This window comes from Caenibacillus caldisaponilyticus (assembly GCF_002003465.1).
Lineage (GTDB): Bacteria > Bacillota > Bacilli > Bacillales > Sporolactobacillaceae > Caenibacillus > Caenibacillus caldisaponilyticus.
The window spans coordinates 42,381-55,162 of the sequence record NZ_BDDQ01000065.1 but is presented as its reverse complement, the minus strand read 5'-3'; the positions used below and the strand labels follow the sequence as shown (position 1 = coordinate 55,162).

The window sequence follows — 12,782 nt, the reverse complement described above, 5'->3', positions numbered from 1 at the left end:
TCCGTGATTTGGGTGATTTTTCGGGTGGACACCCCGTTTACGACCATTTCCATGAGGGCCAGTACCAGAGCTTGTTCGCTCCGTTGATAACGTTGAAAGAGTTCAGTGGAAAACTCCCCATCCCTTGTCCGCGGCACGCGCAAGGTCAACCGTCCCACCCGAGTCGTCAATTGCCGGGGATAAGACCCGTTTCGATAGCCTTTTCGCTCCTCTGTGCGCTCATAACGGCCGGCGCCAAGTTGATCCGTTAACTGGGCTTCAAGGATTTGATTCAAGACCTGTTCCAACAGTTTGGCCAGTCCTTGATCTTGCGACAAGAACCCGTGCAGGATTTCATCGCTTATTGTAATATTGTATTGAGCCATAGTTGCTTTCCTCCTTTTTGTTTTTTGTTTTGGTCAATGTCCATTCTATCAAAGGGAAAGCAACGTGGCTCTTTTTACATTTCCTTTTTACACAATTTTACGGACTCAACTTTAGGATATTCTTTAAGTGATAAGGATTTTCAAAATTTTTTGCTCAAAATATTACAAAGAAAGCGAACTTTAACTGAAGATTATGGTGCATGGGAGCAGTACGCACATTTAGCTCAGTGGCTGATTGAGCTCTTTAGTAGAATTTCATTAGGTAAATCCGAACTAAAAGACGAGTTTACTGACCTAGTAGATTATTCATTTAGGTCGATGAGTAAAGAAAAGATTTTAGGACAATCGTGGGAAGCTTTTTCTATTTGGTATAATCAGTTGTCAATGTTAACGCCGAGTTCAAAAAGAGTTATAAAAGAACTTATTGAAAATGGAAACTTTGATGAATATACTGGGACGCATTTACTATTAGAAAAACTATAAAGGTAATTTTTCTATTGCATTAAATTTCTAATAAAAATAATCTCATTATAAACTAATATTTATTCGTTTTAGAGGCATAAAGAAATAAAATGCACCTAAAAAAATTGGTGTCCCCATAAAGTCGGACAGGATATTTTATTAGAAGGCTTGAGTTCGGTATCTAATCGGACTCAAGCCTTTTGGTTTAGCCTTTATTCGTATGTGATTATAATATATCCCCTTTTTCTTTGGTATGAGAGCGTCTATGATTCGAGTTGAATTCTCCATTTCGGATCAAGGCAGTAGAAGTTATTTGACAGATTGTAATATGAAGTGCGACATCATAAATAAAAACAAATATCCATGATTTCTTCGTGTAATAATGAAGTTATCTCACAACATTTACAGGAGGAAGCAATCGTGGAATACTCACATCTTAGCACGTTTGAACCTGGAAAAAGGAAGCGCCGATACCCAAGAGAGACATGTGGCCGTTTTAACATGAGTATTCCATTAAACTATGGCCAAAGGAAGTAAGGAAACGTGAACAATTTGGTCATTGGGAAAGAGATACGGTTGTATCAAGCCGTGGGCAAAGTAAAGGCTGTATTGCAACCTTTGCTGAATGGAAGATCTGTTTTTATCTAGCCATCAAAATCCCAAATCGCACCGCACTTTCAATGAAACAAGTGGTGATACAAGTGATTACCACCCTTCCAAAAGAGGCATTCAAAACAACTTCTGTTGATAGAGGCAAAGAATTCGCATTACATAATGAAATCGAGACAAGTTTAAATGTTTCTGTTTATTTTGCCGATCCCTACTGCTCCTGGCAACGTGGTAATCAATGAAAACGCTAATGGTCTCTTAAGAGAATTCTTTCCTAAAGCGTTAGATCTCGCTATAGTAACAGAAGAAGAACTCATGGAAGACTTAATTTTAATGAATAAACGTCCTAGGAAATGCCTTGGATGGAAAACTGCATTTGAAGCGTTCATGGAAGAACTGTCACACTTGAATTAACAAATCTTCATTTTTAAATCGTCGCTGTTTCATAGAGAAACGTCCCATGAACCTTCATGTAGTTGAGACGTTTATTTTAGACTGTGTTGAGTAGCTTGTATAGGACTTTATAAATGCCGTTTCACTATGTTGTTCATATTGCATCGCCCAAGATCTAACGACACTATGATCTGTACCAATGGATAAACTGCACCTCAAATGTTAGACATAACTAACAGTTGGAGGTGCAGTTTTTTTATGACCAAATTCACTGTGAAGTATAAACTACCGGGGCTGTCATATTAGGAAGGGAAAGAAAGTTATCTGTGATCATGCTTTCCTTCGGGTGCTAAACAAATCGCATAAGCAATCCGTGATGCCGTCGTTTCCAATCTGCCCTCGTTTCTTGGAACGGGGTTTGTAAAATCTTACTTCCATACATTATTCGGAGCCGTTGGTAGGAAGTCCTGTTTGGCGATATGAGGTTTTAGAGTATGGATAGGGCATTCACTTCATCGTTGTATGACCACATCCATTCGAAAAAATCGAAAAAATCCTTGCGGGCCGGACCTATTAACCGATTGATTGGGCCGTGATATACTTTAATTAGTAATGATTATCATTATCAATTATCGAGTTTCTGAGCAATTCTGTTTAAAAGACCGCTGTATTCTGCAAACAGGATACCCAATGTTCCCGAAAAGCTTTTCAACGGAAGTTGAAAGGCTTGTTTGCCTTGGCACAATACAGAAACGAACAAGGACGGTGGGAGCAAATGCAACACGAGGAAACGATTAAGCAGGGAGTCGGTTTTTCGCTGGACGGCCTGCTTTTTCACCTTCGCGATATAGAGTTTGTCAAAAGAGATGAGAGTTGGCGGATCGAGCAGCGGCTCACCGGTTCTCATGTCCTTTTCGTCGCGACAAATGGTCGAGGCCGATTGACGCTGGACCAGCATGAATGCCGGTTGGGGGAGGGCGTGGTTTATGTGTGCGCTCCCGGAGAGACTTACGGAGCCGAACCGGAACATCCGGATGAGCTGACGATATTTCTTTTTAAATTCGATGTTTTTCGGGCAACGGAAGGGGAGCGCGTGCCAAGCGTGAAAGCGGCGCGTTTTCCGTTGAAAGGAGAAATCCATGTTTCTCCGGCCGATTCGCTCGCTTCCTTATGCGCAGAGGTATACCTTCAATGGCAGAGCGAAGACGGGCTGGAACGCTTCCGCAGCCAACTCGCTTTTCAGGAATTGCTTTATTACATCATGAAAAACCGCCGCCATCTGTCAGGGGAATCGCGAACGGGACTGGAGTCGGCAAAGGACTATATGGAACGCAATTTTAACGAGAATTTGACGATTGAGCAGTTGGCGCGCTTGGCGAACCTCAGCCCGAAGTATTTTGTCGATTTGTTTAAAAAAACGTACGGGATCAGCGCCATCGACTACTTGACCGAGCTGCGGATCAACAAGGCGAAGCAACTCATGGCGCAAGCGGATGCGAAGCTGCGGGACATCGCTCATCAGGTCGGCTACAACGATGAATTTTATTTCAGCCGCACATTCAAGAAGAAAGTAGGGGTCGCGCCATCCGTTTATATGAAACGGCGCCGCCGGAAAATCGCCGCCTACCGTTCTCCGATTATCGGACAATTGCTTGCTTTGAAGATCATTCCTTATGCCGCGCCGCTTCACCCGAAATGGACCGCCTATTACTACAAGAGGTACCGTGCGGATATTTCCGTCCATCTCAGCGCTTACCGGCAAAATCAACATTGGGCATCCAACATCGACACGCTTTTCCAAGCCCGTCCGGATGTCGTGATCAGCACGGATGAGCTGAATGCCGGAGAAAAGGAGAAGCTTGAGCAGGTGGCCCCCGTCTTTTATGTGCCGTGGAAAGATAAGAATTGGCGCGAGCAATTGCTGCTGACGGCCGAATTTTTAGGCGAAACAAGAGAAGCTGAGCATTGGCTTGAAAGATATGATCGGAAAGTGAAGGCGGCTAGAGAACGGTTAAAACGTATGGTTGGGGACGATTCGTTCTTGATCTTGCGGATTTCCAAACAAAATCTGTATATGCACTGCAATCGCAGCATGTCCGAAGTTTTTTACCGCGATCTGCAGATGGCGCCGGCGTATCGCGGAGAACGTTCGGTGTATGATCAAGAGATCACGATGGACCAGCTTGCCCAGATTGATGCGGACCGCCTGCTTCTTTTGATCCGGCAGGAAGAGGAAACCTTGGCGTTTTGGAAAACGTTGCAATATTCCATGCCGTGGCAGGAATTGAAGGCGGTCCGGAACCGTCGCGTGCATTTGATTTCTTCAGATCCATGGGTGGAATATTCGCCCTGTGCCCTTGACCGGATCATCGACGAGACGCTAAGGCTTTTGTCCGGAGATTGTCCAAAATAAATTCCGGATACCGTCCATGGTCAGCAAAAACAGCCTGCTTTATAATCGAAAACGATAATCATTATCAATCAGAAAACCGAGAGGAGGACTTAAAGACGGATGCTGAAAAGGCCATATCTTAAATTCAGTCTTATTGCTTTACTCATTCTAATATTGACCGCTTGCGGCGCGAAATCATCCTCAGCGCCCGATCATACGGCCGGAGGGGACTCGACGGCAAAGCAAGAGAAGAAAGCGGATGCCGATGAAACCCGAACCATCCATTATCTCGGAAAAGATTATAAGGTTCCTGCAAAAGTGAAACGCATTGTGATCGCCGGCAGCATGGAAACGATGGAAGACGCGCTCGTGCTGGGCGTCAAACCGCTCGGCGGCATCACGGTCGGCGGCAAGTTTCCGGACATGTTCAAGGAAATTACAGGGTCCACCGTATCCATTGGGGAAAAAGCGCAGCCGAATATCGAAAGCATCCTGAAATTGAAACCGGATGTCATCTTCGCCACGACGAAATTCCCGCCGGCTGTCATCAGCAAATTGGAGAAAGTCGCGCCGACCATTCCGGTTTCCCATATAGCGACTAATTGGGAAGCGAACCTGCGCCTTCTGGCGGAACTGACCGGCAAGCAAGATCTTGCCGAGAAAGTGCTCCAAGAGTATCAACGCGATGTTGCGGCGGCGAAAGCGAAGCTGGGCGAACGGCTAAAAGATAAAAAAGTCGTCGCGGTCCGCATCAGGAACGGCAACATCATGATTTATTCCAAAGATATCTTTTTCAACCCGACGCTTTACACGGATTTGGGCCTGAAGGCGCCGCAAGAGATCGAAAACGCCAAAGCGCAGGAAGTGATTTCTCTAGAAAAATTCAGTGAAATGAATCCGGATTACATCTTTGTGCAGTTCTCGGAGGACGAGAACAAGGATCAGCCTCACGCGCTCGAAAACTGGCAAAACGATCCGATTTGGAAAAGCATCCGTGCCGTCAAAAATGGCAAAGTGTTTGTAAATGTGGTTGATCCGCTCGCACAAGGCGGGACGGCGTGGAGCAAAATCCATTTCTTAAAAGCGGCTGTGGAAAAGCTGGGCGATGAATAAGACAAGGCGGTCGCTGGAAATGCGCTCAAAGAGGTTTTGGCCCGCATTCATCCTAGGGATTTCCCCTCTGGTGATGGCCTTCCTCATCGTGGCATCCATTCTCTTTGGTGCAAAAAATATCGATGCGGCGACGGTTTGGGAGGCGATTTTTCACTTCGATCCGGGCAACGTCAACCATCAAATCGTGCGGCATTCCCGGCTGCCAAGGGCGATCGGAGCGCTTCTCATCGGAGCGCTCCTGGCCATATCAGGGGCCATTATGCAAGGCATGACCGGAAACTATCTGGCCTCCCCTTCGATCATGGGGGTTGCGGACGGTTCGGTCTTCGCCATTACGCTTTGCATGATTTTGGCGCCGGACGCTTCTTCGCTGGCTATGATCCTGTATTCGCTTGTCGGCTCGTTGATCGCCGTCATCATCGTTTTTGGCTTCGCGACGCTGATGCCGAACGGCCTGTCTCCCGTGCGGATGGCGATTATCGGCACCGTCATCGGAACGTTTCTGAGCAGCGTTTCAGCCGCCATGGCTTCCTATTTTCAAGTTTCGCAAAACGTCAGCTTTTGGTACAATGCCCGGCTGCACCAGATGAATCCTGATTTGATCAAACTCGCGTTGCCTTTTGCGCTGGTCGGCATCGCGCTCGCGTTCTCCATTTCCAAATCGATCACGATTCTCTCGTTGGGCGAGCAAGTGGCCGTGAGCTTGGGACAGAGAACGACGCTGGTCAAGGCGACGGCGATCGCCAGCGTCGTTATTTTGACCGGCGTTTCCGTCGCTTTGGCCGGTCACATCGGCTTTGTGGGTCTGATCGTTCCCCATATCGCCCGGTTTTTGGTGGGTGTCGATTATCGGTGGCTGATACCTTGCGCCGGCGTCCTCGGAGCCATTTTTCTGGCTCTGTCCGATCTCCTCAGCCGGTTCTTGAATTATCCGTATGAAACGCCGATCGGGGTCGTCACTTCCCTGATCGGGGTGCCTTTCTTCCTCTATTTAATTTACAAGAGGGGAGGAGAGAAACGTGCCTAAAAATTCGGCGGCCCGCTATTGGACCGTGCTGTTCATCTGTTTCGGGATGGTGCTCGTTGCGGTTTATATCAGTCTGACGAACGGCGTCTTTGACATGACGGTCATAGACGTGCTGAAAACGTTGTTGCGCATCGATCCCGTTTCGGAGCACGATTTGGTCATTTTTGACTTCCGGCTGCCCCGCATTGTGGTTGCGGCGCTCGTCGGGTTCGGCCTCGGCGTCGCGGGTGCCGCGATACAAGGGATCAGCAGAAACGGGCTGGCGGATCCCGGCGTTTTGGGCATCAATGCGGGCGCGGGGGCGGCGATCGTCCTGTTTATGTTTTTCTTTGAAGGACAAATAACGGGAAGCGGATGGCTGTCTATCTTGGCGATGCCGTTGTTCGGATGGCTGGGCGGATTGGGGGCCGCCGTTCTGATTTACTTTTTTGCCTGGCGGAACGGGAGATTGGATCTCCAGCGTCTGATCTTGTCCGGGATTGCGGCGGGTTCCGGGTTCGGTGCCTTGTCTTTGTACTTATCTTTAAAGATGAATCCGCAAGACTTTGAGAGGGCGACGGTATGGCTCACGGGCAGCATTTGGACCGCCAATTGGCCATATATCGCTGCCATGCTGCCATGGCTTGTCCTTTTCGTTCCGGTGATCATCGGAAAATCCCGTATGCTGGATCTACTGCAATTGGGGGAAGACAGCGCAAAAAGCTTGGGCGCCTCCACGGAAAAAGAAAAAAATATCCTGCTCTTAAGCAGCATCGGCATCGTGAGCGCGTGCGTGTCCGTGGCCGGGAACATCGGCTTTGTCGGTTTGATCGCCCCGCACATTGCCAAACGGTTGGTGGGCATTCAACATGATCGGGCGCTTCCCGTAAGCGGTATCATCGGGATGCTGTTGGTCATCGTTTCCGATTTTATCGCCAAAACCGTCTTTTCCCCGGTCGAGCTGCCCGTCGGGGTGGTCGTCGCCATCATCGGCATCCCTTATTTTGTGTACTTAATGTTTAAAACGAGAGTGTAGGTGGAAAAAGGTGTTGTTCATAAAGGGAATGGAGGATGGAAATGGAACTTAGCCAATTGATGCGGGAACGCCGGTCGATTCATGTGTTCGAAGATCGTCCCATCTCCCCCGAACTCGTGATGGAATGGCTGGAGGCCGCCATTTGGGTGCCCAATCACCGCCTGACGCAACCGTGGCGCTTCATCCTCACTTATGGTGAAGGGCGCAGGAAGATCGCCGAGGCAGTGCGGAAAATCAAAGAGAACAGGGAAGCCGATCCAGACAAAAAGAAAGGCGTCGGGAAAAAGTTTTATAACAAGATCATGTCCATTCCGATGATTTTGACGGTTGTGATGAAGCAAGATCCCAACCTGGGTGTTCGGGAAGAAGATTATGCGTCGACCAGTTGCGTGATCCACAACTTGAGTTTGTTGGCTTGGGAAAGGGGGATCGGCATGGTATGGGAGACGTACGGATGGTTGCATGATCCCATCTTCCGGGAAACAATGGGAATCCTGCCCGGGGAAAAGGCGGTGGGCAATCTTCATATCGGCTATCCTGCCAAGATTCCGCCTGCGCAACCCAGAATTCCGGCGGTTCAGTTGACCACGGTCTTCGATCGGGCTTGATGATTGGGGCGAAGGAGGAACGAGATGGACGGCATAGTGGTGACGGAATCCTTTAGAGGAAGGGAGCTTTTCATTTATCTGCCTCCCTCTTACGAAACAAGCCGAGCGAACTTTCCGGTTGTTTATGTTCAGGATGGCGGAGACTTATTCGATCCCCGCCAAAACCATTCCTTAGCGCGGTTGGAGCGCATGTTCGCCCTCGGTGAACTGGGAGAGTTGTTGCTGATTGGCATTAAGCCGAAAAATCGGCTGGATGAATATACGCCGTGGCCTGCAAAAGCGCTATCCGACAAATTTGGCGATTTTGGCGGATTGGGCTTCCGCTATCTTTCGTTTCTTGTGGAGGACTTAAAACCTTATATAGATAGTGAATTCAAGACGGACAGCCGCCGGCAGCAAACGGGAATGATCGGAGCGTCGCTCGGAGGGCTGATTTCCATGTATGCCGCTTATTTGTACCCCGATGTCTTCGGAAAAATCGGTTCGATATCCGGATCGTTTTGGTACGAAGGGTTCATCGATTTTATGCAAGCGAAAACCGTAGCGACCGGATTGAAAATTTATATGGATGTGGGAAGGATCGAGGGAATCGGGAAGCGGACCATCCAGAAAGACATGGTTTCAAAAACGAAAGAAGCCTATACCATATTGAAGAATAACGGATTGACAAAAGAAACATTGCGGTTCGTCATAGAAGAAGGCGCCCCGCATGACCTCAAAATTTTTTCCAGACGGTTCCCTGAATCGGTGAAATGGTTGTATACAAACGAAACCGAGGGTTGACCAGTAGGTCTGCAAATGGGATGCGTCCACCCGCGATTATCGCGCACCAATAAAGATTGAGAGGGGGAATGAGCGGTGGCACGCCAAAAAATTGAACAGACCGCCATGGCGGTCAACGATGCCGCCGGCCGCGCGGTCACCCTCCCACGGACTGAACAGCGCTTGATGCATTCGCGCGCCGGAAACCGCGAATATCGAATCTTTGTGGCCCGGCCGGACGGCGAGCCGCCTCCCTCGGGCTTTCCGGTCATCTATTTGCTCGATGCCAATGCCGTGTTTGGGACGATGGTGGAGGCGGTGCGCGTCCAAGCCAGACGGCCGGAGAAGACGGGAGTCGTACCCGCCGTCATCGTCGGCATCGGTTATCCGGAGGAAACGCCGTTCGCTCCCGGCCGCTTTTATGATTTTACGCTGCCGGTCCCCGCTACCGAACTGCCAACCAGACCGGATGGCAGCGCATGGCCGGAAATCGGAGGGGCGGAAGCATTCTTAGCATTTATTGAAGAGGAATTGAAACCGGTGATCGAAGGCGAGTTCAAAATTGACAACAAGAGGCAAGCGCTCTTTGGTCATTCGCTTGGCGGGCTTTTTGCGCTGCATGTGCTTTTCACCAAACCGACGGCTTTCCGGACGTATATCGCGGGCAGTCCATCCATTCATTGGAACAAGCGGCGGCTTTTCGAAGCGGAGCGACAATTTGTGTCCCGTTTGGAACGGGAAGCGCTGAATGTGGAAATTTTGCTGGCGGTAGGAGAGCTGGAGAAGCATCATCAGAGCCGCATCAATGACAATACGAAGGCGCTTGCCGATCGTCTTTCCGCCCTCGCCGACCGCGGCGTCTACGTGGAGTTTAAAGAATTTGAAGGCGAAGGCCACGTATCGGTATTGCCGGCCTTGATCAGCCGCGCCGTGCGCTTCGCGACGAGAAGATGAAGGCTGGGCTGACCGCAAAAGGCTGATCACCGATGATGTGCCGCCTCACGTCCGTGCCTGAAGCGCATTTTTATGGCTTACAAAAATCCAAAGGCATATAAGGCAACCCCCACACGCCATATCGAGGGAGGGAGGGCCGACGTTTCAGAACCACCCGCATCATGCGCGGGTGGTTTCCTTATATCTTTAATTGGTGAAATGGACGGCATGATTGGTTAGAGGATAAAATACCAAATTTATATAATTGCGGTAGGGGTGGGAATAAAAAGAAAGGAATGAGAATGATGGCTGTTGCGGAACGGTTTGTCAATCTTGACGGCCAATGGGCCTACATCGGGCAACCTGAGCCTTCAAATGGTTATGGCGTCATTTTTTTAGGCGGGTCGACGGCCTTTGTGTCAAACAACAGCAGCGACTGGCATGAAGATGTAAATAAAAGGGCATTATTCAACGCTCTGTTGGCGGAAGGGTATACGCTCGGTTATTCCAATGCGCACGGGGCGAACTTCGGAAATGATAAAGCCCTCCAAGACATCAAACATCTCCATGAGTATATGGTTAAAGAAACGGGAATTCATGAGTCCGTTCATCTGTTTGCCATTAGCATGGGCGGCTTGCTCGCTTTAAGGTTGATGAAAAACGTTGATTTTGTTCGATCCGTCGCCTTTTCCCAGCCGCTTTTAAACGTCAAAGACCAAAGAAAATACGAAAATGATTACATAAAGAAGAATCATTTAGGCATGGATGACCCGATGGGGCACGCGATTGCTTCAGCGCATGAAAGGGATTATCGTACCGTAGATACATATATTGACGAAACGTTTGCTCTTGAAAACCTTGCGTTAGCCCCCGTTCCCTGCAAAATTTGGCACGGTACGGGAGACGAAAATGTTCCCGCGGAAATCAATGCCTTGCCGTTCGCGGCGTTACGGATGAAACACAAATTGCCAATCGCTTTGGAGATCGCTCAAGGAGTCGGGCACGATCCAAACGGCGCTTGTTATTCGGACCACCACGGCATTATTGCATTTTTCCGCCAAAACGAACAATAACAACCCTGTGTTGTTTGTTCGCACCGCAAAGCGCTTGCGTTGAAGTTGGGGAAAGACTGATTAAATCAAAATCTTCCATTTTACTCAATCGAGAATGCCGGAAAGGGTTATTTTCAGAGGTCAAATCTTGTACAATCGAAAAAAATAGATGTGGAGTGTTTTTCTATGAATCCTTTATTGCTTGAATTTCCGACGGAGTTTTATACCGAACGCTTGCTCATCCGGATGCCTAAACCCGGAGATGGGAAAGCGGTGTTTGCTGCCATCAAAGCATCGCTTGCCGAGCTCAAGCCGTGGCTGCCGTTTGCCCAGCAGGAGCCGTCGGAACAACAAGTTGAAATCAATATTAGAGAGGCTTACATAAAATTCTTGAATCGCGAGGATTTGCGTCTGCACGTCTTTCATAGGGATTCCGGCGCGTTTATCGCTTCATCGGGATTGCATCGGATCGATTGGCATGTTCCGAAGTTTGAAATCGGCTATTGGATTGACAGCCGTTACAGCGGAAAGGGATACATGACCGAAGCGGTCCAAGGCATTACCGATTTTGCGTTTAATGAATTGAAAGCGCGCCGGGTCGAAATCCGGTGCGATTCCAAAAACGTCAAAAGCCGCAAAATCCCCGAACGCTTAGGGTTTACATTGGAAGGCATTTTAAAGAATGACGCCGTTTCTGTGGATGGCACGGGGCTCAGAGACACTTGCATATACGCGAAGGTCAAATGATTCGGTTTTACCCGTGGCCTTTGGATATTTGGATGGCAATGGGACAATCGGTTCGGTCGGCTTCACGGGAAACAAAAGCCGATTGTCATTCAAGGCGTGTTGGTGCGACGCCGGATCATGCTTCTGTAAAGGGAAGGATATTTGGCTGAAAGAGATTGGAGGAATGAGATGAAACAAGAAGCGGGGAACAGAAGGCCTCTTTTTGATGGCCTTTGGCAATGGGATCGTTCGGCGCCGGTTCCTAAATGGCAAATGGTTTCAGCCGCTTTGGGAACGGCTTTGCCGCTTGTGTTTGGCGCGCTCGTCGGCCGAGCGGAAATCGGCTTCATCATTGCCCTCGGCAGTCTTTTTATTGTTCCGCCCGATGGTGATGTTCCTTTAAAGGCGGCCGTTACCTACTATGCGCGCGTCGTTTTCACGGGATTTGCGGCAACGAGTTTGGGCGCGTGGGTCGGGCCACATCATTCGTTAACGGCCAGTCTTATTTTGGTTGTGATGAACGGTTTGGTGGCTTTGGCGGGCGGCATCAATCGGACATTGGCCGCCAACAGCGTCCGATTTGCGATTTTCTTTATGATCGGCACGGGGATATCCCTGCCGACACAGGCCCATCCGCTTTGGATCGGTTTGTTTTCTTCTTTAGGCGCTGTTTGGGCGGCTTTGATCTCTTTATTTTTTCCCAATATGAAAAAGGAATCGTCGCACCGGTCGCTATCTGTCCATGATTCAAAGGCGGATTTTCATGCGCAAATGAAATACTGGCTGGTCAGATTGAAAACCTTCCGGGCGTGGTCCTATCCGATCCGTTTGGTTTTATGTTTGAGCCTCGCCCAGGGCATCCAATTGTTGTTAAAGTCTCCGCATGCCTATTGGATCAGCCTGACCATTGTGTTGGTGCTGCAAAGAAACGCGGCGAACGGGACTTCACGCATTTTTCAACGCGCTGCCGGTACGTTTTTCGGCGTTTTGCTCGGCGCCGCGGTATTGGCGTTTCCGGTTTCGATGCCGTGGCTGGTCCTCATCGTCGCGTGCATCGGCGGTGTCCGCCGTTATTTAAAAGTGCGAAATTATGCCGTTTATTCGATGGCCATGACGCCTTTGCTATTTATTTTGCTCAATCGCGGGAAGCAGATTTCTTTTGATCTGATGGTCGACCGGCTGATCTATACGTTGGTCGGTTGCATCATCGCCCTTGTTTTCGGTTATTGGCTGTGGACGGTGGGAGAAAAAAGACAGAAAACCGCCAAAAAATAAAATGAGGAAGGCCGAGGCGTTTCCTGGTTTTCACATTCAGCCGAACGGGG

At 49.0% G+C, this 12,782-nt stretch carries 13 protein-coding genes and 1 pseudogene; 12 read left to right on the top strand and 2 right to left on the bottom strand.

The window, feature by feature from the left end; genetic code table 11:
- The coding region (locus tag CCB157_RS15090; RefSeq protein WP_193432312.1) for a transposase at positions 1–365 on the bottom strand (365 nt) is incomplete at its 3' end.
- Positions 366–515: 150 nt separating this feature from the next.
- Here CCB157_RS15090 and CCB157_RS15085 point away from each other — a divergent pair.
- Entirely contained in the window at positions 516–848 is a 333-nt protein-coding gene (locus CCB157_RS15085) for a hypothetical protein (protein ID WP_077616695.1), read from the top strand.
- 138 nt (positions 849–986) lie between these two features.
- Here CCB157_RS15085 and CCB157_RS18395 read toward each other — a convergent pair whose 3' ends face one another.
- Positions 987–1,115, bottom strand: a complete 129-nt coding sequence (locus tag CCB157_RS18395; protein WP_143287090.1) for an IS3 family transposase — start codon at positions 1,113–1,115, stop codon at positions 987–989.
- Positions 1,116–1,283: 168 nt separating this feature from the next.
- Between CCB157_RS18395 and CCB157_RS18115 the strand changes: the two are divergent.
- The 11 genes and pseudogenes from CCB157_RS18115 to CCB157_RS15030 all read left to right on the top strand — a co-directional run.
- Positions 1,284–1,850: pseudogene (locus CCB157_RS18115) on the top strand (IS30 family transposase); the annotation flags it as partial.
- Between the two features lie 754 nt (positions 1,851–2,604).
- Complete coding sequence (locus CCB157_RS15075; protein ID WP_077616693.1) at positions 2,605–4,242, top strand: ABC transporter substrate-binding protein; 1,638 nt, start codon at positions 2,605–2,607, stop codon at positions 4,240–4,242.
- 99 nt (positions 4,243–4,341) lie between these two features.
- The gene (locus tag CCB157_RS15070) at positions 4,342–5,334 is read left to right on the top strand and encodes an iron-hydroxamate ABC transporter substrate-binding protein (RefSeq protein WP_077616692.1); all 993 of its coding nucleotides are present in this window, start codon (positions 4,342–4,344) and stop codon (positions 5,332–5,334) included.
- A gap of 19 nt (positions 5,335–5,353) precedes the next feature.
- Entirely contained in the window at positions 5,354–6,361 is a 1,008-nt protein-coding gene (locus CCB157_RS15065; RefSeq protein ID WP_077616691.1) for a FecCD family ABC transporter permease, read from the top strand.
- Entirely contained in the window at positions 6,354–7,376 is a 1,023-nt protein-coding gene (locus tag CCB157_RS15060) for a FecCD family ABC transporter permease (RefSeq protein WP_077616690.1), read from the top strand. Before CCB157_RS15065 ends, CCB157_RS15060 begins: the two co-directional genes overlap by 8 nt.
- Positions 7,377–7,417: 41 nt before the next feature.
- Positions 7,418–7,984 carry a nitroreductase family protein gene (locus CCB157_RS15055; protein ID WP_077616689.1) on the top strand — a complete coding sequence of 189 codons (567 nt, stop codon included), beginning with the start codon at positions 7,418–7,420 and terminating at the stop codon, positions 7,982–7,984.
- A gap of 24 nt (positions 7,985–8,008) precedes the next feature.
- On the top strand, positions 8,009–8,767 hold the full coding sequence (locus CCB157_RS15050; RefSeq protein WP_077616688.1) for an alpha/beta hydrolase: 759 nt from the start codon (positions 8,009–8,011) through the stop codon (positions 8,765–8,767).
- A gap of 75 nt (positions 8,768–8,842) precedes the next feature.
- Positions 8,843–9,700, top strand: coding sequence for an alpha/beta hydrolase (locus tag CCB157_RS15045; protein ID WP_077616687.1), 858 nt, complete (start codon positions 8,843–8,845; stop codon positions 9,698–9,700).
- A 284-nt stretch (positions 9,701–9,984) separates the two neighbouring features.
- Complete coding sequence (locus CCB157_RS15040; protein ID WP_077616701.1) at positions 9,985–10,752, top strand: alpha/beta fold hydrolase; 768 nt, start codon at positions 9,985–9,987, stop codon at positions 10,750–10,752.
- A gap of 165 nt (positions 10,753–10,917) precedes the next feature.
- Complete coding sequence (locus CCB157_RS15035) at positions 10,918–11,478, top strand: GNAT family N-acetyltransferase (protein ID WP_077616686.1); 561 nt, start codon at positions 10,918–10,920, stop codon at positions 11,476–11,478.
- Positions 11,479–11,646: 168 nt separating this feature from the next.
- On the top strand, positions 11,647–12,732 hold the full coding sequence (locus tag CCB157_RS15030) for an FUSC family protein (RefSeq protein WP_077616685.1): 1,086 nt from the start codon (positions 11,647–11,649) through the stop codon (positions 12,730–12,732).
- Positions 12,733–12,782 lie beyond the last annotated feature (50 nt).

Bases quoted from the DNA above. Each gene is read 5' to 3' on its own strand.
- CCB157_RS18395 (WP_143287090.1), bottom strand. From the start codon at position 1,115: ATGGAGAATTCAACTCGAATCATAGACGCTCTCATACCAAAGAAAAAG.
- CCB157_RS15075 (WP_077616693.1), top strand. From the start codon at position 2,605: ATGCAACACGAGGAAACGATTAAGCAGGGAGTCGGTTTTTCGCTGGAC.
- CCB157_RS15070 (WP_077616692.1), top strand. From the start codon at position 4,342: ATGCTGAAAAGGCCATATCTTAAATTCAGTCTTATTGCTTTACTCATT.
- CCB157_RS15065 (WP_077616691.1), top strand. From the start codon at position 5,354: ATGCGCTCAAAGAGGTTTTGGCCCGCATTCATCCTAGGGATTTCCCCT.
- CCB157_RS15055 (WP_077616689.1), top strand. From the start codon at position 7,418: ATGGAACTTAGCCAATTGATGCGGGAACGCCGGTCGATTCATGTGTTC.
- CCB157_RS15050 (WP_077616688.1), top strand. From the start codon at position 8,009: ATGGACGGCATAGTGGTGACGGAATCCTTTAGAGGAAGGGAGCTTTTC.
- CCB157_RS15040 (WP_077616701.1), top strand. From the start codon at position 9,985: ATGGCTGTTGCGGAACGGTTTGTCAATCTTGACGGCCAATGGGCCTAC.
- CCB157_RS15035 (WP_077616686.1), top strand. From the start codon at position 10,918: ATGAATCCTTTATTGCTTGAATTTCCGACGGAGTTTTATACCGAACGC.
- CCB157_RS15030 (WP_077616685.1), top strand. From the start codon at position 11,647: ATGAAACAAGAAGCGGGGAACAGAAGGCCTCTTTTTGATGGCCTTTGG.